Genomic DNA, 18995 nt, shown 5'->3' with positions numbered 1-18995 from the left:
GCGGTTGATCAAGCGCTGAGGGCCGGCCGGGCGGTCAGCCGTGGGGGAGGGCCAGCGCCTGCTCCGGGGTGAGGGAGGCGCCGTGGGCGAGCGCCGCCGCGTACCGGGTCCCGCCCAGAGCGGCCCGCGCCGCCGCCGCGGTCCGCGCGCCCAGCGGGGACGACTCCGGGCCGGGGCGCAGGGCCAGCGCCCGGACCGCGCCGAGCAGATGGGCGGCGCGTTCCGGGGCGCCGTCGGCCAGCGCGAGGGCGGCGAGCCGGTCGAGGCCCTCGGCCAGCACCTGGAAGCCGAGCATGCCGCCGCGCACCGTGAACATCTCGCGGTAGCGGGCCGCGGCCGTCCCCGGGTCGCCGGCGGCCTCGGCGATCCGGCCCAGCGCCAGCAGGATCGCCACCCGGGTGCCCTCGGCGCTGTACCAGCCCTCCGGGCAGGTGGCCAGCGCCGCCGAGCAGAGCCGGCCGGCCTCGGGCAGGTCCCCCCGGTCGAGGGCCAGCACGCCCAGGCCGAGCTGGGCGGCCGCGGTGAGCTCGGGGGCGCCGGCCCGGCGGGCCAGCTCGGCGGAGCGGGTGAAGTCCTCGGCCGCGCCGGACCGGTCGCCGGCCGCGTGCCGGGCCTCGGCGCGGCCGCGGATCAGGTCGGCCACGTCCACCGTGGAGCCCAGCTCCCCGGCCAGCCGCAGCGCCTCGGCGACGGACGCCGTCCCGGCCGCCGGGTCACCGCGCCAGGCGGCGGTCTCGGCCAGGCCGGACAGGGCGAGCATGGCGCCCCAGCGTTCGCCGAGGGCCCGGAAGCCGGCCAGCGAGGCCCGGAACTCGGGTTCGGCCAGGGCCGGGTCGGCGCCGGAGAACAGCACCATCCAGCCGCCGCCGATGGCGCCGAGGGCCTCGCTCCACGGGTCGCCGGTCAGCTGGGCGCGCAGGTACCGGTTGAGGGCCACGATGTCGTCGGCGCCGCCGTCCGGTGGGCCGACCGCCATCGCCGACAGGTAGAGCAGGAAGGGCTGCCGGGGAGGGGCGGTCAGCGTGCGCATGAACTCGGTCCAGCGCCCGGCCGGCCGGCCCGAGCCACCGAGGGCCGCCGTGAAGACGCTCATCACGTACTCCTCGGTGAGGTCCGGCGGCGGCTCCGGGCCCGCCGCGTCCAGGGCGAGCCCGGCGAGCGTCGCGGCCTCGGCCCGGAGCCCGCGCAGCCACCAGTAGAAGGAGAGCGCCGCCACCAGGCGCAACGCGGTCCGCGGCGCGCCGGCCGACGCGCTGCGCCGCAACGCGGTGTGCAGGTTGTCGCGGTCCGCGTCGAGGCGCTCCAGGGCGGCGAGCTGCCCGGCGGTCCGCAGCACCGGGTCGGCGCCGGCCGCCAGGTCGAGGAAGTACCCGGCATGGGCGCGGTGCATCCGGTCCCGTTCGCCGGCCTCGTCCAGCCGCCCGGCGCAGTACTCGCGGATCGTCTCCAGCATCCGGTAGCGGTCGCCGTCGCGCTCGATCAGCGACTTGGAGACCAGCCCGGCCAGCAGCTCGACGATGTCCGGCGGCGACCCGCCCGGCCGGTCGAAGGGGGTGTCCGGCAACGGCCCGCACACCCGCTCGACGGCGTCCAGGGTCGCGCCCGAGGCGAAGGCGGCGAACCGGCGGGCCAGCCGGCGTTCCGGTTCGGTGAGCAGGTCCCAGCTCCAGTCGACCACGGCCTGGAGGGTGCGGTGGCGCGCGGTGGCGCCACGACCGGCCCGCGACAGCAGCCGGAACCGGTCGTCGAGGCGGGCCGCCACCTCGCCGACCGGGAGCGCGTGCAGGCGGGCGGCGGCCAGTTCCACGGCCAGCGGCAGGCCGTCCAGGGTGCGGCAGATCCGGCGGATCGCGGCGGCGTTCGCACGCGTGACGCGGAACCCGGGGGAGACGTCCGCGGCCCGGTCGGCGAACAGGCGCACCGCCGGGAACGCGTCCAGGTCGGTGGTGTCCTCCGGCGGGACCGGCAGGCCGCCGACCGGGTGCAGCACCTCGCCGGTGAGCCCGAGCGGCTCCCGGCTGGTGGCCAGGACCCGCAGCTCCGGGGCGCGCGGGAGCAGATGGCCGGCCAGCGCGGCGGCCTCGTCGACCACCTGCTCGCAGTTGTCCAGGACCAGCAGCAGCCGGCGGCCGGCCAGGGCGGCGGCCAGGCGTTCCGGGGCGCTGGGCGGCCGGCCCGCGTCCCGCCGTGCCGGATCCCGCACCCCCAGCGCGGTGAGCAGCGTCCCGGCCACGTCGCCGGGAGCGGCGGCGGCCAGTTCGGCGAAGTACACGTCACCGTCGTGCCGGGCCGCGACCTCGGCGGCGAGCCTGGTCTTGCCCACGCCGCCGGGCCCGTGCAGGGTCACCAGCCGCCCGGTACGCAACGCCGCCGCCACCCGCGCCAGCTCCCCGTCCCGCCCCACGAAGCTGGTCAGCTGGCTGGGCACCCCGTGCCGGGTGGGGGAAGGCGACGGTGTGACCCGGGACGACGGGCCGAGCAGGGCGGCGTGCAGGGCGGTCAGTTCGGGGCCCGGGTCGGCGCCCAGTTCGTCGGCGAGGATCCGGCGCGCGTCCTCGTACGCGGAAAGGGCCTCGGCGGTGTGGCCCGCGGCCGTGAGCGAACGGATCAGCAGGGACCGAAGGCGCTCGCGCAGCGGATGCGCGGCGATCAGGCCGCGCAGCTCGGTGATCGCGGTGGGGGAGGGCCGTGCGCCGGTCAGGAGCGCGTCGTGCAGGTCCTCGACGGCGGTGAGGCGCAGCTCGGTGAGGCGGGTGACCTGGGCGGCGGCGAACGGCGCGTCCCGGACGTCGGCGAGGGCGTCGCCGCGCCAGAGGGCCACGGCCTCGCGCAGCAGGGTGACCGCCCGGTCCGGCTCGCCGGCGGCCAGCGCCCGGTGGCCGTCGGCGGCGAGCGTGGCGAAGCGGTGGGCGTCGACCTCGCCGGGGGAGACGGCCAGCCGGTACCCGGCCGGATCCCGCTCGACCGGCAGCACCTGCCGCAGGCGCGACACCTGGGACTGGAGGGCGTTGCCGGCCCTGGCGGGCGGATGCTCGCCGTAGAGCCCGTCGATCAGGCGGTCGACGCCCACCGGACGGCCGGCGTCGAGCAGCAGCATCGCGAGCAACGCCCGCAGGCGGGGCCCGCCGAGCGGGACCGGGGTCCCGTCCGGGTGCCCCGCCCACAGGGGACCGAGGATGCCGAACCGCATGGCGACGATTCTGCCGCCCGCCTCAGGCGGCCATCGCCCCGGTGGTCGTGTCGCGGCCGGCGGTGGCCCGGTCGGCCATGTGCGGCGCGGTCGTGGAGCGGCGGAAGACGAACGCCCGCTGGATCGCGAACCCGGCCAGGAACAGCGCGATCTCGGTGGCCAGCTCGCCCGGACAGCGGGCCCCGATGTGCGCGAACCCGGTCCGCAGCGCGAAGCCCTTGCCCCGGTTGCGGTCCAGCGTGATCACTTCGGCGCCGGCCCGGCGGGCCCTTTCGAACATCTCGGCGTACGGGGGACCGCTGCCGTCGTCGACCACCACGACCCGGTGGTGGCCCAGACGTCCGACGAGCTCGGCGAGCCGGAGGCCGGGCTGGTACGCGGGGATCAGCACGATCATGGCGATCAGCCCGCGACGTACAGGATGTCGCTGGTGCCCCGCTCTTTGCCCCTGCCGAGCGGATTGTTGACCAGACCGTCCCGGAAGACCATCATCGACGAGCCGCCGCCGTCGAGGTTGTACGCGGTCCGCGCGCCCCGGCCGGCGAAGATCTGCGCGAACTCCGGCATGGTGACGCCCCGGCTGTATCCGCTGCTGCGCCCGTCGGCCACGATGAACAGCAGGTGGTTGGCGCCGACGAGGCCGATCCCGGTGCGCGGCTGCCGGCCCTGGATCGAGTGGTTGCCGAAGTTGGTGTCCACCTCGACCCGGTCGATCCCGTCGATCACCGCGCCGTCGTCGACCAGGCCCGGCCCGAACGACAGCGTGTTCCACACCCCGTCGGCGATCAGCTCGCCGGCGCTGGTGGCGGTCTCGTCGTAGAGCCGCATCGAGCCGTCCGCGGAGAGCGCCAGCCCCTGCCGGGCACCTTTGTCCCGAAATTTCACACCGTTGCGGATCACGATGCCGGTGTCCCGGAACCCGTAGTAGTCGCCGTTGATCGCCAGGACCGCGCCGGCGCCGGCCGCGATCTCCGACGGGTTCGCGATGATGTTCTCGCCGAACTGGTCGCCGGCGAACGCCGACCTGACGATGGTGGCGTCGGTGACCCGGACGTCGGCCACGAAGTAGGTCACCCGGTCGTCGCCGGACCCGGTGGCCACCGTCTCGATGGAGATCTTCGCGGTGTCGCTGGTGTAGGAGGTGGCGGTGGCGGTGCCGTCGGTGTCGGCCTCGGCCGCGACCACGTTCTGCGCGATCAGGCTCGAGGCGCCGGACACCTCGACGTGGTCGAGGACGTAGCGGTCGAGGGCCCAGGCGCCGCCACCACCGGCGGCGGCGAGCAGGCCACGGCCGCCGGCGAGCAGGCCACGGCGGCTGATGCGGCGGGCGGGAGCGGTTTCGTTCGTCACGCTTCGCAGTGAAGCCGTGGATCTTGTGGCGTTCCTGTGCTGAGGTCTATCGGTGAACCACTAGGCCAGTTCGTCGAGCCTGCGCTGGAGGATCCCGGGGGTCCGGTCGGGCTGCTCGGCCTCGATGAAGAGCCGCCCGATGGCCTCCGCGTAGCGGTCCACCTCGTCGCGCTTCTCCAGGTACAGGCCGCCGGTGAGGTGCTCGATGTAGACCACGTCGGGCAGCTTGTCGTGCGGGAACCGCAGGATGCTGAAGGCGCCGCCCAGCGCCGCGTGGCCGCCCTTGGCGAACGGCATCACCTGGAGGCGGACCCGGGGCGACCGGCTGATCTCCAGCAGGTAGCGGATCTGGTCACGGAGCACCTCCACCCCGCCGATCGGCCGGAGCAGCACCGCCTCGTCCAGCACGGCCCAGAGCCGGGGCGCGTCGGCGCGGTCCAGGACCTGCTTGCGGGCCATCCGCAGCCGGGCCCGGCGGTCGATCTCCTCGGGGCCGTCGGCGGAGTGGCCGAGCCTGATGACGGCCCGGGCGTACGCGTCGGTCTGGAGCAGGCCGGGCACGAACTGGACCTCGTAGGTGCGGATCAGCTCGGCCGCCTGCTCCAGGTCGAGATAGCTCTGGAACCAGGTGTCGAGGACGTCGCCGTACGCCTGCCACCAGCTCGGCGCGTTCGCCTCGCGGACCAGGGTGAGGATGCGGCGGTGCTCGGCCTGATCCTCGACTCCGTAGAGTTTCAGCAGGTCGGTGACGTCCCGCTCCTTGAAGCTGACCCGGCCCAGCTCCATCCGGCTGATCTTCGACTCGGAGGCCCGGATGACGTAGCCGGCCTCGTCGCGGCTCAGGCCCCTGGCCCGGCGCAGGGCACGCAGATGCGCGCCGACCTGTAGCCGGCGCACGGTCGCCCCGCTTCGACCGTTCTCGTCGAACTTCTCGTTGTCGCTGTCGGGCACTTCCTCGGACACGTGGACCTCTTCGACAGTCCTCAGTGGATCCTTCGGGGCCATTCGGCCTCAGCATACCCATGGCAAGTGGCTATGGGTCCAGGGAGGTCAACGCGAAGAGCGACGGCGCGGCGCCCCCCGGGGCGCCGCGCCGGCGGGGGGGCAGGTCAGCGGGGCCCGCGCCCTCGCAAGCGGCGGGGGCGCCCGGCCCCCCCCCGCCCCCCCCGCGGGCGCGCCCCCCCGGGGGGCCCCGCGCCGTCGGGTGGAAAGGTCAGCGGGGCCGGCGCCCGCCGCGGCCGCCGGCCGGCGCCTGTCCCGCGGTCACCGTGGCCACCGTGGCGGCCGGGCCGAGCCTGCCGGACGCGTACAGGCCGCCGGTGCTCGCGCCGGTCGCCGTGCCGCCCGTGTGGACGGTGTACTGCTGACCGGACGTGATGGCCGGCGACGAGAAGACGACGTTCCGCACGGTCTTGGTGGTGACATAGGTGGCGACCACGGTGCCGTCACCGTCGGTGATCTGCACGGTGGCGCCCGCCTCGACCGCGCTGTCCAGCGTCGCGGAGAGCCAGCCCTGCTCCGAATCGGTGCCGGGCGCCACCACCATGCCGGCGCTGCCGGCCGCGAGCAGGGTGCCGCCGCTGATGGTGAAGCCGCCGTTGACGTCGAGGGCGCCGTTGCCGTCGCCCTGCGGGCCGTTCACCACGACGGTGCCGCCGGTGATCGACGCGGTGCCGTTGGAGTCCAGGCCGTCGCCCTCGGAGTCGATCACGAGGGTGCCGCCGTTGACGGTGACCGAGAAGTCGCCGGCCTCCTCGCCGCCGCCGGGGAAGCCTTGATCGGCGGTGTCGGTGCTGGTGGTGCCGCCCGCGCCGTTGATGCCGTCGTCGCTGGAGACCACGTGCACGGTTCCCTTGTTCAGCACGAACTCGGCCGCCTCCAGGCCCTCGACGGCCGAGGCGACGTTCAGGGTTCCGCCGTCGATGATCTGCTGACCCTCGGCGTGGACGCCGTCGTCGCCGCTGGCCACGGTCACCTTCGCGCCGTTGAAGTGGACCGCGCCGTCGCTGTGCACGGCGTCGTCCGAGGCGCTCACCACGATCGTGCCGCCCTCCAGCACCTGGATGACGCCGGCCTTGAGACCCTTGGCGGAGGTGTCATCGGTGGGCTGCACGGTGTGCCCGCCGCCGGCCGCGACCTTCAGCGTGCCGCCGGTGACCACGATGTCGGTAACGGCGTCGACGCCGTCACCCTTGCTGGTCAGGGTGATCGTGCCGCCGGTGATCGCGACGTACCCGGCGGTGGCGTCCTCGTCGTTGTCGGCCTTGAGGCCGTCGCCGCCCGCGGTGACGGTGACCGTGCCGTCGTTGACCACCACGTAGTCCTTACCGCGCAACCCGTCGTCCTTCGCCGTCACGGTGATCGTGCCGGACTCGACGAGCAGGCCGTCCTTGCTGGTGATGGCGTCGTTGCCGTTGCCCGTCACGGTCAGCTTCCCGGAGCCGGTCACGGTCAGGTTCCCGGCGCTGAACAGGGCGGCGTTCACGTCGGCGCCGTCGGCGTACGAGGACGCGTCGGCCAGCGTGTTGACGGATCCGTCGGCCAGCCGGATCACCAGCTCCTCGACCTCGGTGGCGGCGATCGCGGCGGTCTCCGAGCTGGTGATCCCGGCGCCGTCGAGGATCAGCGTGACGGTGGCGTCCGGGGCGTTCACCACGATCTGCCCGGCCAGCTTCCCGCTGACCGTGTACGTACCGGCGACCGTGACGGTGACCGTCGAGCCGTCGACCTTCACCCCCTCGGCGGTCGAGGTGGCCGACCTGCCGGTGAGCTCGATGGTGCCGGTGGCGCCGGCGTCGGAGCTGCCGGCGCTGTGCACCTCCTCGTCGGCGGCCAGCACGGCCGCGGCGTCCTGGGTGCCGTCGACCTTCACGGCGGCTGCCGCGGCCGTGGTGGCGGTGGTCGTCGCGGTGCCGGTGCCGTCCGCCGACGAGCAGCCGGCCAGTACGGCCGTGACCAGGACCAGGGAGCTGACGGCGGCGACGACCTTGTTGCGGATCCTCATCGGAACCCTTTCCCGGTGGAGAAGTGACGGCTCAGAACGGGGTGCCAGCGGTTGGCGGGCAGCTCGGGGCGGAGCGCGGCCAGGCCGGTGGCGTACTTGGAGATGCGGCAGGGGCGGTGGCCCAGGGACCAGAGCAGCCGGTCGACGTCGGAGGCGGCCCGGCCGGACTTGGTCTCGACGATCACCGAGTGCGGCATGTGCGCCGCCGATCCGTCCGGCAGCGTCCAGCTCAGCCCGGTGTCGACGGTGACCCGGCTGCCGGTGGACGGGACGTAGAGCGTGTTGCGGCGGTAGTGGGTGGCCAGCACCGGGCGCAACTCGTGGCCGTCCGGGCGGATGTCGGCGCCGGCCAGGGTCTCGTAGGCGTACTCCCGGCCTTCGGGCCCCAGGTCACCGCCGTTCCCGGTGTACGGGATCCGCTCCTTGACCGTGACGCCGCGGGTGCCGCGCGTCTTGACCTCGACGAAGGCGAGTCCGCTGTCCAGATACGTCCGCACCCGGATCTTGAACCGGCGGCGGCGCTGCCGGGCGGCGGCCCGGTAGGCGTCCAGCTCCGGGGTGTCGAAGTAGACCGAGCGGTAGCCGAAGGTGCGCCGGTCGTCGATCTGGAGTGCCCGTACGCCGGCCGGCATCCGGTCCAGCAGGACCGGGAGCGCCGTCGCCGGGAGGACGTACTTGCGGTCCAGCCGGGTCAGCAGGGCGGCCTCACCGACCAGCTCGCCGAGGGAGACCGGGGCGAAGCGGTGGAAGAGCGGAACCTCGGTGGTGATCGTCATCGGGCGTTCACCCGCTCCATCCGCGGGCCGAGGTGGGCGCCGGCCGGCGCGGCGGCCGCCGCCGCCACGTAGCGGACCTCGACGAGGGTGCTGTCGTTGACCATGTCGATCTGCTTGACCACCACGTTCGTCACCCGGCCGCCGAGGACCGCCTCCAGGTGGGCGCGCAGCGCGTCCTCGTCGGTGTGGGCCACGTCCAGCCGGAGCAGCTGGTTGCGGTGCCGGCGGTAGAGGGCCGGGTGGTCGCCGACGACGAGGGCGGCCACCACCAGCGCCATGAGGCCGAGGTGCAGCACGTCCATGACGTCGCCGAGACCGGCGATCAGACCCAGCGCCAGGGCCGCGAAGTAGTAGGCGATCTCGTGCTGGCTGATCTCGTCCGAGCGGAGCCGGATGATCGACAGGACGCCGAACAGGCCGAGGCCGAGGCCGGCGCCGACCGTCGAGGAGCCGAGGACGCCGGCGACGGCCAGGACGCCGATGTTCACTCCCAGGAAGGCGGCGACCAGGTCACGGCGCCGGTGGCGGGGAAAGTAGACACCGAACGTCAGGATGGCGATCGCGATGAGATCCGCGGCGACGGCGAGCAACGTGGTCACGTGAGGACTTCCTTCAAGTGGCGTTCAGCAGGTGTTCTCCATTTCGCCGGACCTTCCTGTCCGGGTCCTGTGCGGCCTCTGTGCCGTGACTCGGAGTTCTTCTTAAACAGCCCTTAGAAAGGCTTCGTCGCGGCGCGGCTTTAATTGCCTGATGCGCATCCTGGTGGTGGAGGACGACGCGGCGGTCCGTGACTCGCTGGCCCGTACGCTGCGCTTCGAGGGGTATCAGGTGGACATCGCCGGCGACGGCCGGGCCGCCCTCGACGCGGTCCGCGACCGCGAGCCGGACGCGCTGATCCTCGACGTGAGCATGCCCCGGATGGACGGGCTGGAGGCGTGCCGCCGGCTGCGGGCCGACGGCGTGGTGCTGCCGGTGCTGATGCTCACCGCCCGCGACAGCATCGGCGACCGGGTCGCCGGGCTCGACGCGGGCGCCGACGACTACCTGGTCAAGCCGTTCGCGCTCCAGGAGCTGCTGGCCCGGGTCCGGGCGCTGCTGCGGCGGTCGGCGCTGGTCGGGACGGCGCCCGCCGGGGACCTGCTCACCTTCGCCGGCGTACGGATGGACCAGGGCACCCGGGAGGTGTGGCGGGGTGACCGCGCGCTGCGGCTGACCCGCACCGAGTTCGGGATCCTCGAGGTGTTCCTGCGCCACCCGCGGCAGGTGCTCACCCGGGCCGCCCTGTTCGAGCAGGTGTGGGGCTACGACTTCGGCGAGGGATCGAACAGCCTGCACGTCTACCTCGGCTACCTGCGGCGCAAGCTGGAGGCGGACGGCGGGTCCCGGCTGCTGCACACCGTCCGGGGCGTCGGCTTCGTGTTGCGGGAGGAGCCACTGTGAGGACCTGGTGGCGCGGCCGGACCCTGCACGACCGGGTCTCCCTGCTGGTCGCCGGCGCGGTGGCGGCGGCCGTGCTGCTGGTCTCGGCCGGGGCGTGGCTGACCGTCCGGGAGATCCAGCAGGACAAGATCTCCGCCGAGCTGCTGGCCGACGCCCGGACCATCGCCGAGCACCCGTGGCAGTGGCTGAGCACCAGGGGCGCCCGGACCGGCCCGGCGAAGGGCGGCTCCGGCGGCCGGGAGATCGGGCCCTGCTGGCAGATCCTGGACTCGGCCGGCGCGGTCGCCGGCGGCAGCGACACCGGGCTGCCGGTCACCGACCTGGCCGCGCGCGTCGCCACCGGGCGGCATCCCGGGGAGGCACAGGAGGAGGTCGGCCTCGGGCCCGGTGACTACCTGATGCTCACCGTGCCGATCGAGGGTGGGGGAGCGGTGCAGGTCGCCATGGACCGGGACCCGGACGCCCACGTGCTGGCCCTGTTCGCCCTGCTCCTGGCGGTCGGCTGCGTGGCCGGGATCGCCGGGGCGGCGCTGCTCGGCCGGACCGTCGCCCGGGCCGGGCTGGCCCCGGTGGACCGGCTCACCGGCGCGGTCGAGGACGTGGCCGTCACGATGGACCTGACCCGGCCGATCAGCGTCTCCGGCGACGACGAGATCGCCCGGCTGGGCCGCTCGGTGAACGCCATGCTGGCCGCGATCGACGCGTCCCGCCGGGCTCAGCGGGCCCTGGTCGAGGACGCCGGACACGAACTGCGCACTCCGCTGACCAGCATTCGTACGAACGTGGAGCTGCTGCTCGCGGTCGAGCGCCGCCCCGAGCTGGCGCACCGGCTGCCGCCGGAGGAGCGGGCCGAGCTGCTCGCCGACCTGGACGCGCAGGTCCGTGAGCTGGCCACCCTCACCACCGAGCTGGTCGAGCTGTCCCGCGAGGAGACCAGCCGGGAGTCGATCGAAGAGGTGGAGTACGCCGAGGTGGTCGCCGCCGCGATCAACCGGGTCCGGATCCGTGCCCCGGGCCTGCTCTTCGACGCCGGGCTGTCGCCGGTGACCGTGTCGGGCCGCCCCGGCGAGCTGGAGCGGATGGTGGTGAACGTGCTGGACAACGCGGCCAAGTGGAGCCCGCCGGGCGGCGCCGTCACGGTCCGGCTGACCCCGGCCGGGGTGCTCACCGTCGCCGACACCGGGCCGGGGATCGCCGGGGAGGACCTGCCGTACGTCTTCGACCGCTTCTACCGCGCGCCGGCCGCCCGGTCGATGCCCGGGTCCGGGCTGGGCCTGGCGATCGTCGCGCAGACCGCCACCCAGCACGGCGGCACGGTGACCGCCGGGACCAACCGGCCGCACGGCACGATCGTCACGGTCCGGCTGCCCGTTCAGGAGCCGAGGTAGTCGATGGCCCGCAGCGCCTCGATGACGCTGGAGATGTGCTCCCGCATGGCGTGTCCGCGAGGCGGTCGGCGTGGGTTCGGCGGTGGCGCCCCCGACAGCGTCGCGGCGGTGGCCCCGGTCGCCGACCGCTCGGTGCCCTGGGACGTGCTCCGGCTGGAGCACCCGTCCGGCTTCTTCGACCTGGTGCTGGGGGACTCGCCGTTGGACACGTCGGTCGTGAGCACCGCCCGGCTGCTGCTCGACGACCGGGTCTTCGCGCACTGGAACCGGGAGGTCCGGGGGGATGGCAGGTCCGGCCAAGCCGAGGGTACGAACGTGGGCCCGCTGGTCAGCCCGGCGCACCGGACATGCCGTTCGGCGGGTTCCGTGACTCCGGATCGCCCTTCAAGGAGCAGGGCGTGGAGGCGTTGCGGTTCTATACCAGGGTCAAGACCTTCGCCATCCACTTCGGAATCTGAGGTGGCCGTACCAGGGAGGCCGCAAACATGGCGGACGAGACCATCGGAATCATCGGGGCCGGCATCGTCGGGCTGGCGATCGGCCGGGAGATCGCGCTACGACGGCCGGGCACCCGCGTCGTGGTCGTCGACAAGGAGGACGAGGTGGCCCGGCACCAGACCGGCCACAACTCCGGGGTGGTGCACGCCGGCATCTACTACACGCCGGGCAGCCTGAAAGCGGAACTGTGCACCCGTGGGCGGCTGCTGCTGCGGGAGTACTGCGCGGACCGGGGGATCGCGTACGACGAGTGCGGCAAGCTGGTCGTGGCGGTCCGCGAGGACGAGCTGGGGCGGCTGGACGATCTGGAGAGACGGGCGCGCGAGAACGGCGTACCCGGTCTGCGGAGGGTCGATCCGGCCGGGATCCGCGAGATCGAGCCGCATGCCGCCGGCCTGGCCGCGCTGCACTCACCGGAGACGGCGATCACCGACTTCCCCGGCGTCGCGAAGGCGTTCGCCGAGGACATCGAGGCGGCCGGCGGCGAGGTCGTCCTCGGCTTCGCGGTGACCGCGATCCGCCGTGAGCCCGGCCGGATCCGGATCGTCGCGGGCGACCGGGACGTCGCCGTCGACCAGCTGATCGTCTGCGCCGGCATCCACACCGACACGGTGTCCCGGCTGGCCGGCGACGCCGCCGAACCGCGGATCATCCCGTTCCGCGGCGAGTACATGCGGGTCCGCGAGGAGAAGGCGGACCTGGTCCGCGGCATGATCTACCCGGTTCCGGACCCGCGTTACCCGTTCCTCGGCGTGCACTTCACCCGGCGGGTGACCGGGGTCGTCGAGGTCGGCCCGAACGCGGTCCTGGCGACCGCCCGGGAGGGCTACCGGCGCACCAGCCTCTCGATCCCCGACCTGGCCGGCATCGCCGCCTGGCCGGGCACCTGGCACATGGCACGGCAGCACTGGCGTACCGGGATCAAGGAGGTGCGCGGATCGCTGTCGAAGAAGCGATACATGGCCGAGGCCATGCGCTACGTCCCGGAGATCGGGGCGGCCGACGTGGTGCGGGCCGGCGCCGGGGTGCGCGCCCAGGCGCTGGACCGCGACGGCGGCCTCGTCGACGACTTCCGCATCCACCGGACGGGGCCGGTCACGGCCGTACGAAACGCGCCGTCACCCGCGGCGACGTCGTCGCTGGCGATCGCCGCGCACGTGGTCGACGGCGTCTTCGGCACGTGACGCCCCGGCTGGTCGTCAGTGCTGTGGTGCACGCCCCGATCTGGAAGGCCGAGCTGGGCCGGATCGCCTCGCGGCACCCGGGCCTGAAGATCATCATCGACCGCATGGGCATCATGGCCCGCCGCGTGGACGACGAGCACCCGAACATCTACGTGAAGGTCTCGGCCCTGCCCGGGGGCCCGCGGCGCGCGCAGGGCGTGCTCCTGCACGCCGGGCCGGGTCTGCTCCAGGGCTCGATGGCCGTGCACGGCGCGCTGACATCCAGCCGCAAGGAGTGGCGGTCCCGGCCGTGGGCTGAAACGCACGCACGTAGAAGGGCCAGGGCCAGCGTCAGCTGGGCCCCGGCCCTTCCCTCGGCGGGAGCGACGGTCGATACCACCGCCCCGCTACGACATCCTGCTCTTGATCTTTACTTGAAGGAGAACCGGCCGACCAGCCGGTGCAGGTCGTCGGCGAGCGAGGCCAGCTCGGAAGCCGCCTGCTGACCCGCCGCGACGGCCATCTTGGACTGCTCGGCGGCGCTGGAGACGTGCCCGATGTTGCCGGCGATCTCCTTGGCGCCGGCCGCGGCGGTCGCCACGTTGCGGTTCATCTCGGTGGTCGTCGCGGTCTGCTCCTCGACGGCCGACGCGATCGTCGTCTGGAACTGGTTGATCCGCTCGATGACCGCGCCGATCCGGACGATCGCCGCGACCGCGCTCTCGGTGTCGGCCTGGATGGCCTGCACCCGCCCGGAGATGGTCTCGGTCGCCTTCGCGGTCTCCTGGGCCAGGTCCTTGACCTCGCTGGCCACCACGGCGAACCCCTTGCCGGACTCGCCGGCGCGGGCGGCCTCGATGGTCGCGTTCAGGGCCAGCAGATTGGTCTGCTCCGCGATCGCGGTGATCGTCTTCACCACGTCGCCGATCTCCTGCGAGCTGGCGCCCAGCTTGCTGACCGTCTCGGTGGTCTCGGCGACCACCGCCACCGCCTCGAGCGTGACGCCCGCGCTGGCCACCGCGCTCTGCGAGATCTCCTGGATGGCGTGGGACATCTCGTCGGCGCCGGTCGCGACCGTCTGAAGGTTGTACGACACCTCGTCGGCCGAGTTGGTGGCCGAGCCGGCGCCCGCCGACACCGCCTCCGAACCGGCGACCGTCTGGTCGTTGACCCGGGACAGCTCCCTGGTGCTCTGGGCCAGCAGCTGGGCGCTGTCGGCCATCGCGCTCACGGTCTCCCGGACCGAGACGGTCGCCCTCTTCACCGAACGGGCCATCATGCCGATCTCGTCCCTGCCCTCGACCGGGACCTCGCGGGTGAGGTCACCGGCCGCCATCGCCTCCATCGCCTCGGCCACGGGGGCGAGACGACGGGTGATCGACCGTGCGGCCAGCACGGACAGCGCGATGCTCAGCAGCAGGCCCACGCCGAGCACGATCAGCACCTGACGCCGGGCCGACTCGAAGCTGTCGTGCGCCTCGGCCACCGCGGCGTCCGCGCTGGCGGCGGTCTCGGCGGCGAGCTCGGCGACGGAGCTCTCCATGCCGCTGTTGACGGCGTCGAAGTCGATCGTCGGCGCGCGGCCGGCCGCGATGTCGGCCATCGCCCCGGTGTACTCGTCCCAGAAGCCGGTGAACGCGTCGAGCGTCTTCTGCTCCGACGCGTTCTTCGGCTGCGCCCGGTACTTCTCGAGCGTCTCGTCGAGACCCTTGATCGCCGCGGCCTGCTGCTCGCCGATGGAGGCCTGCGCGGCCCGGTCCGAGCCGACCGCCAGCCGGGCGGCCGCGTAGTGGTTGATCAGCGCCTGGTGGCCCCGGACCTCACCGAGCAGGGTCAGGTTGGTGACGTTGGTGGAACGCACCTCGTCGAGGCGGCGGTCCATGTCCCCCATACGGGCGACGGCCAGCACGCAGGCGGCGGTGACGAAGATCGCCACCAGCGACATCGCCGCCAGGATCTTCGTGCGGACGCGGAGGTCGGCGAACCAGCCGACCACGGCGTTGCTGCTCGCACGCTCGGGTGCGGCTTCGGAGGACATTGTCTTACGCTCCGGCGGGGGGAGGAGGGAAGGGGCTACTCCCCTCCGATCGTCAGATCCGGGCGTTGGTTGAGAGATCTCCGGTACGGCGACGGGCGGCGGGCACGACCAGGGGGGTGCCGGTCTCCGGGTCGTCGATCACCCGGCAGGGCAGCCCGAACACCTCCTCGACCAGTTCGGCGGTGAGGACCTCGCCCGGCAGGCCGGAACGGGCCACCTTGCCTGAGCGCATGGCGATGAGGTGGGTGGCGTAGCGGGCCGCGTGGTTGAGGTCGTGCAGGACGGCGACGAGCGTCCGGCCCTGGCGCTCGTGCAGCTCGGCGCAGAGGTCGAGCACCTCGATCTGGTGCGCGATGTCCAGGTAGGTGGTGGGCTCGTCGAGCAGCAGCAGCGGCGTCTGCTGGGCCAGCGCCATGGCCAGCCACACCCGCTGCCGCTGGCCGCCGGACAGCTCGTCGACGTTGCGGTCGGCCAGGTCGGCCACCCCGGTGGACTCCATCGACTCCTCGACCACCCGCTCGTCCTCGGCCGACCAGCGGCGCAGGATGCTCTGGTGGGGGTAGCGGCCACGGGCCACCAGCTCGGCGACGGTGATGCCGTCCGGGGCGGTCGACGACTGGGGGAGCAGGCCGAGGGTCTTCGCGACGGTCCGGGTGGGCTGCGAGTGCACGTCCCTGCCGTCGAGGAGCACGGTGCCGGTGGTCGGCTTGAGCAGCCGGGACAGCGCCCGCAGCAGGGTCGACTTGCCGCACGCGTTCGGCCCGATGATGACCGTGAACGAGCCGTCCGGGATCTCGACGCTGAGGTCCTCGGCGATGACCCGCTTGTCGTAGGCCAGTGTCATCCCGGTGCCGCTGAGACGGGTCATGTTCTCTCCTGTTGCCGTGTTCGTCATATCCGCCTCAGATCCGTCCCGCTCGCCGTTCGGTGGTGAGCAGCCAGACCAGGTAGGCGCCACCGACCAGACCGGTGATCACCCCGACCGGGAGGACCCGGTCGTCGAGAGCGTGCTGGGCGATGAAGTCGGCGCCACTGAGCAGCAGCGCCCCGACCGCGATCGACGGCAGCAGGTTCGGCCCGGGCGCCCGGGTGAGCCGCTTGGCCAGGTGCGGGGCGATCAGCGCCACGAAGGCGACCGGCCCGGCGGCGGCCGCGCCGAACGACACCAGCAGCGCGGCGGCCAGCAGCGCGCCGTTGCGCAGCAGGCCGACCGGCACCCCGAGCGCCGACGCCGCGTCGTCGCCCATCTCCAGGATCCGCAGGCCGGGGCCGCAGGCCAGCACCAGGAACGGCAGCACCGCGCCGAGCACCACGAGCAGCGGCACCGCCTGGGTCCACGAGCGGCCGTCCAGGCTGCCGGTGAGCCAGAGCAGCGCCCGGGCGTTCTCCATCTGCTGGCCGCGGGTCAGCAGGTAACCGCTGATGCCGGTGAGGATCGCCGCCATGCCGACGCCGACCAGGATGAACCGGAAGCCGTGCAGCGCCCGGCCGGCGATCAGCTGGATCAGCAGCGTGGCGGCCATCCCGCCGGCGATCGCGGCGATCGACAGTTGCAGGTCGGAGCCGCCGAGGATGACCACGACCAGCGCCGCGGTGCTCGCGCCGTTGGTGACGCCCAGCATGTCCGGGCTGCCCAGCGGGTTGCGGACCAGCGACTGGAAGACCGCGCCGCCGGCCGCCAGGGCCGCGCCGACCAGGATCGCGACGATCAGCCGGGGCAGCCGCAGCTCGGTGATGATGAACTCGTGTGCCGGGTTGCCCGCGCCGAACAGGGTCGCCACCACGTCGGCCGGGGCGATCGGGAAGTCGCCGGTGCCGAGGCTGAACACGCTGACCACGAGGGTGGCGACGGCGGCGGTCACCCCGACCACGACGGCCCGCGGACGGATGCCCACCGGGTTCCTGCGCACTTCTACCAGCGTCATTTGGCGGCTCGCACGAGATAGAGGAACAGGGGACCGCCGAGGACCGCGGTGACCGTGCCGACCTGGAGCTCACCGGGGCTGCCCAGGATCCGGCCGAGCACGTCGGCGCCGAGCAGCAGCACCGGCGCCAGCACCGCGGTGTAGGGCAGCATCCAGCGCAGGTCCGGTCCGGTGATCGGCCGCACCAGGTGCGGGATGAGCAGTCCCACGAAGACGATCGGGCCGCACGCCGCGGTGGCGCTGCCGCACAGCAGGGTGACCGCGACGATCACCGCGACCCGGATCACCGTCGGCTTGGCGCCCAGCGCGCGGGCCGCGTCGTCGCCCAGCGACAGCGCGTTGAGCGGCCGGGCCACCAGCAGCCCGGCCAGCAGCCCGGCCAGGAAGAACGGCAGGAGCAGCTCGACGGTCTCGAAGTCGGCGCTGGCCAGCGAGCCGGCGGTCCAGAACTTCACCTTGTCGATGGCCTGGGTGTCGGAGAGCAGGGTGGCGCTGACGTAGGAGTACAGCGTCGCGTTGAGCGCGGCACCGGCCAGCGCGAGCCGGGCCGGGGTGGCCGAACGCCCGCCGCCGACCGTGTACACCAGGGCGGTGACGACCGCGGCGCCGGCGAGGGCGAACCACACGTACCCGAAGAAGGTGCCGATGCCGAAGAAGACCGCGGCGCTGGCCACCGCCGCCGACGCGCCCGCGTTGATGCCGAGCAGGCCCGGGTCGGCCAGCGGGTTACGGGTCAGGGCCTGCATGATCGCGCCGGCCAGGCCGAGCGCCATGCCGACCATCAGACCGAGCAGGGTACGCGGGAGGCGCATCTCGTGGACGATCCGGTAGTAGTCCGACGCCGGATCGGTCAGGCCGGCCCACACCTCGCCGGGGGCGAGGAAGCGGGCGCCGAACCCGACGCTGAGGACCAGGACCGCGGCGAGCGCCACCAGAGCCAGGAGCAGACCGAACAGGCGTACGACGGAGCGGCGCCCGGCGCGGGCCGGCTCCGTGACGCGTAACCCCTGCTCGACGGGGGTGTCGATGGTGGACAGCGTGGTTCTCCCGCCCTGGTGATCTGGATCCTGTTGACGCGCGTTCGGTCCGTTAGGTTAGCCTAACCATCGCACTCGGTCGTAGGGCCGGTCGTCCCCCCAGAAAGACTTGAACATGAAGTACTCACAGCTTTCTTTGTCCCGTCGTGGCCTGCTGGCCGCGGGTGGCGCCGCCGGTGCGGGCGCCCTGCTCGCCGCCTGCGGTGGCAAGGAGGAGACCGGATCGTCGCCGGCCACCACCGCCGCCGGCCCCTGGGCGTTCACCGACGACCAGCCCAAGGAACACAAGGCCGACAAGGCCCCCGGCAAGATCGTTGCCTTCACCGGCACCGCCGCCGCGCTTGTCGACCTGGGCCTCCAGGACAGGATCGCCGGCGTCTTCGGCGAGACCAAGAAGGCCGACGGCACCGCCGAGGAGCAGGCCGGCGATCTGGACATCAACAAGGTCCAGATCATCGGCAACGCCTGGGGCGAGTTCTCCGTGGAGAAGTACGCGGCGCTCCAGCCCGACCTGCTGGTCACGCACATGTTCGACCCGGGCGCGTACTGGTACGTCCCGGACGCCAGCAAGGACCAGATCCTCAAGCTCGCCCCGGCCGCCACCATCACCGTGGGCCGGGTCCCGCTGAACAAGCCGATCGAGCGGTACGCCGAGCTCGCCAAGTCGCTGGGCGCCGACCTCGACGCGCCGAAGGTGGCCGAGGCCAAGGCCCGCTTCGAGAAGGCCGCCGCCGACCTGAGCGCCGCCGCCAAGGCCGCCGGTGGGGTCAAGGTGCTGTTCGGCTCCGGCGCCGCCGACATCTTCTACGTGTCCAGCGCCGCGGTCAGCTCCGACCTCATGTACTTCAAGGAGCTCGGCGTCGACCTGGTCATGCCCGAGGTCAAGGGCGCCGACTACTTCGAGTCGCTGAGCTGGGAGAACGCCGACAAGTACCACGCCGACATCATCTTCCTCGACGCGCGTACCGGCACCCTGCAGCCCAACGACCTGGCGTCCAAGCCGGGCTGGGCCGCCCTGCCCGCCGTCAAGGCGAACCAGGTCTTCCCGTGGCAGGCCGTCCCGGTCTACTCCTGGGCGAGCTCGGCCCCGCTGATCGAGGCGATCACCGCCGCCCTCACGAAGTCCAAGAAGCTCGCCTGACCCTCGGGCGCTGACCTTCGGCCCCGCCACCGGCCCACACCGGTG

17 protein-coding genes are annotated in these 18995 nt (G+C 73.3%); 5 read left to right on the top strand and 12 right to left on the bottom strand.

Translation table 11 applies throughout. The features are described 5' to 3' along the window. Window positions 1-34: 34 nt before the first annotated feature. The 7 genes from KZ829_RS43990 to KZ829_RS17090 form a co-directional block, all read right to left on the bottom strand. Entirely contained in the window at window positions 35-3190 is a 3156-nt protein-coding gene (locus tag KZ829_RS43990; protein ID WP_220144900.1) for an AfsR/SARP family transcriptional regulator, read from the bottom strand. 22 nt (window positions 3191-3212) lie between these two features. After that, complete coding sequence (locus tag KZ829_RS17115) at window positions 3213-3587, bottom strand: glycosyltransferase (RefSeq protein WP_220144899.1); 375 nt, start codon at window positions 3585-3587, stop codon at window positions 3213-3215. A 5-nt stretch (window positions 3588-3592) separates the two neighbouring features. Continuing rightward, window positions 3593-4540 (bottom strand): phosphodiester glycosidase family protein, encoded by a 948-nt coding sequence (locus tag KZ829_RS17110; protein WP_308285526.1) that lies wholly within the window; start codon window positions 4538-4540, stop codon window positions 3593-3595. Window positions 4541-4600: 60 nt separating this feature from the next. Continuing rightward, window positions 4601-5503: a Sco1979 family transcriptional regulator gene (locus KZ829_RS17105; RefSeq protein WP_308285525.1), complete on the bottom strand. Its 903-nt coding sequence runs from the start codon at window positions 5501-5503 to the stop codon at window positions 4601-4603. A gap of 250 nt (window positions 5504-5753) precedes the next feature. Continuing rightward, window positions 5754-7544, bottom strand: a complete 1791-nt coding sequence (locus KZ829_RS17100; RefSeq protein ID WP_220144897.1) for a carbohydrate-binding domain-containing protein — start codon at window positions 7542-7544, stop codon at window positions 5754-5756. After that, a complete protein-coding gene (locus KZ829_RS17095; protein WP_220144896.1) occupies window positions 7541-8320 on the bottom strand; it encodes a polyphosphate polymerase domain-containing protein in 780 nt (259 codons plus the stop codon). Before KZ829_RS17095 ends, KZ829_RS17100 begins: the two co-directional genes overlap by 4 nt. Beyond that, on the bottom strand, window positions 8317-8919 hold the full coding sequence (locus KZ829_RS17090) for a DUF4956 domain-containing protein (protein ID WP_220144895.1): 603 nt from the start codon (window positions 8917-8919) through the stop codon (window positions 8317-8319). The genes KZ829_RS17095 and KZ829_RS17090 overlap by 4 nt, the downstream gene beginning before the upstream one ends. Before the next feature lie 151 nt (window positions 8920-9070). Here KZ829_RS17090 and KZ829_RS17085 point away from each other — a divergent pair, with 151 nt between their 5' ends. Both KZ829_RS17085 and KZ829_RS17080 read left to right on the top strand, forming a co-directional pair. After that, window positions 9071-9760, top strand: coding sequence for a response regulator transcription factor (locus tag KZ829_RS17085; protein WP_220144894.1), 690 nt, complete (start codon window positions 9071-9073; stop codon window positions 9758-9760). Continuing rightward, complete coding sequence (locus KZ829_RS17080) at window positions 9757-11148, top strand: HAMP domain-containing sensor histidine kinase (RefSeq protein WP_220144893.1); 1392 nt, start codon at window positions 9757-9759, stop codon at window positions 11146-11148. Before KZ829_RS17085 ends, KZ829_RS17080 begins: the two co-directional genes overlap by 4 nt. On the opposite strand, the gene KZ829_RS17075 is transcribed toward KZ829_RS17080, so the two are convergent. Further along, the gene (locus KZ829_RS17075; RefSeq protein WP_220144892.1) at window positions 11133-11372 is read right to left on the bottom strand and encodes a hypothetical protein; all 240 of its coding nucleotides are present in this window, start codon (window positions 11370-11372) and stop codon (window positions 11133-11135) included. The two genes, KZ829_RS17080 and KZ829_RS17075, sit on opposite strands and share 16 nt — an antisense overlap. Window positions 11373-11633: 261 nt before the next feature. On the opposite strand from KZ829_RS17075, the gene lhgD reads away from it, so the two are divergent. Both lhgD and KZ829_RS17065 read left to right on the top strand, forming a co-directional pair. Next, window positions 11634-12830, top strand: a complete 1197-nt coding sequence (lhgD, locus tag KZ829_RS17070; RefSeq protein WP_220144891.1) for an L-2-hydroxyglutarate dehydrogenase — start codon at window positions 11634-11636, stop codon at window positions 12828-12830. Continuing rightward, the gene (locus tag KZ829_RS17065) at window positions 12827-13315 is read left to right on the top strand and encodes a hypothetical protein (protein WP_220144890.1); all 489 of its coding nucleotides are present in this window, start codon (window positions 12827-12829) and stop codon (window positions 13313-13315) included. Before lhgD ends, KZ829_RS17065 begins: the two co-directional genes overlap by 4 nt. On the opposite strand, the gene KZ829_RS17060 is transcribed toward KZ829_RS17065, so the two are convergent. The 4 genes from KZ829_RS17060 to KZ829_RS17045 are packed head-to-tail and all read right to left on the bottom strand — an operon-like array spanning window position 13240 to window position 17707. Continuing rightward, window positions 13240-14847, bottom strand: a complete 1608-nt coding sequence (locus KZ829_RS17060) for a methyl-accepting chemotaxis protein (RefSeq protein WP_220144889.1) — start codon at window positions 14845-14847, stop codon at window positions 13240-13242. The genes KZ829_RS17065 and KZ829_RS17060 overlap by 76 nt on opposite strands. 52 nt (window positions 14848-14899) lie before the next feature. After that, window positions 14900-15742, bottom strand: a complete 843-nt coding sequence (locus tag KZ829_RS17055; protein ID WP_372453875.1) for an ABC transporter ATP-binding protein — start codon at window positions 15740-15742, stop codon at window positions 14900-14902. A gap of 7 nt (window positions 15743-15749) precedes the next feature. Beyond that, complete coding sequence (locus KZ829_RS17050) at window positions 15750-16772, bottom strand: FecCD family ABC transporter permease (RefSeq protein ID WP_220144887.1); 1023 nt, start codon at window positions 16770-16772, stop codon at window positions 15750-15752. Next, the gene (locus KZ829_RS17045) at window positions 16769-17707 is read right to left on the bottom strand and encodes a FecCD family ABC transporter permease (RefSeq protein ID WP_220145003.1); all 939 of its coding nucleotides are present in this window, start codon (window positions 17705-17707) and stop codon (window positions 16769-16771) included. The genes KZ829_RS17050 and KZ829_RS17045 overlap by 4 nt, the downstream gene beginning before the upstream one ends. A 217-nt stretch (window positions 17708-17924) precedes the next feature. Between KZ829_RS17045 and KZ829_RS17040 the strand changes: the two genes are divergently transcribed. Then, window positions 17925-18950: an ABC transporter substrate-binding protein gene (locus tag KZ829_RS17040; RefSeq protein WP_220144886.1), complete on the top strand. Its 1026-nt coding sequence runs from the start codon at window positions 17925-17927 to the stop codon at window positions 18948-18950. Window positions 18951-18995: the final 45 nt, after the last annotated feature.

Source organism: Actinoplanes hulinensis (assembly GCF_019429605.1).
GTDB classification, from domain to species: Bacteria; Actinomycetota; Actinomycetes; order Mycobacteriales; family Micromonosporaceae; genus Actinoplanes; species Actinoplanes campanulatus.
Note: the sequence above shows the minus strand (reverse complement) of the source record. Positions and strands in the feature narration are given on the sequence as shown.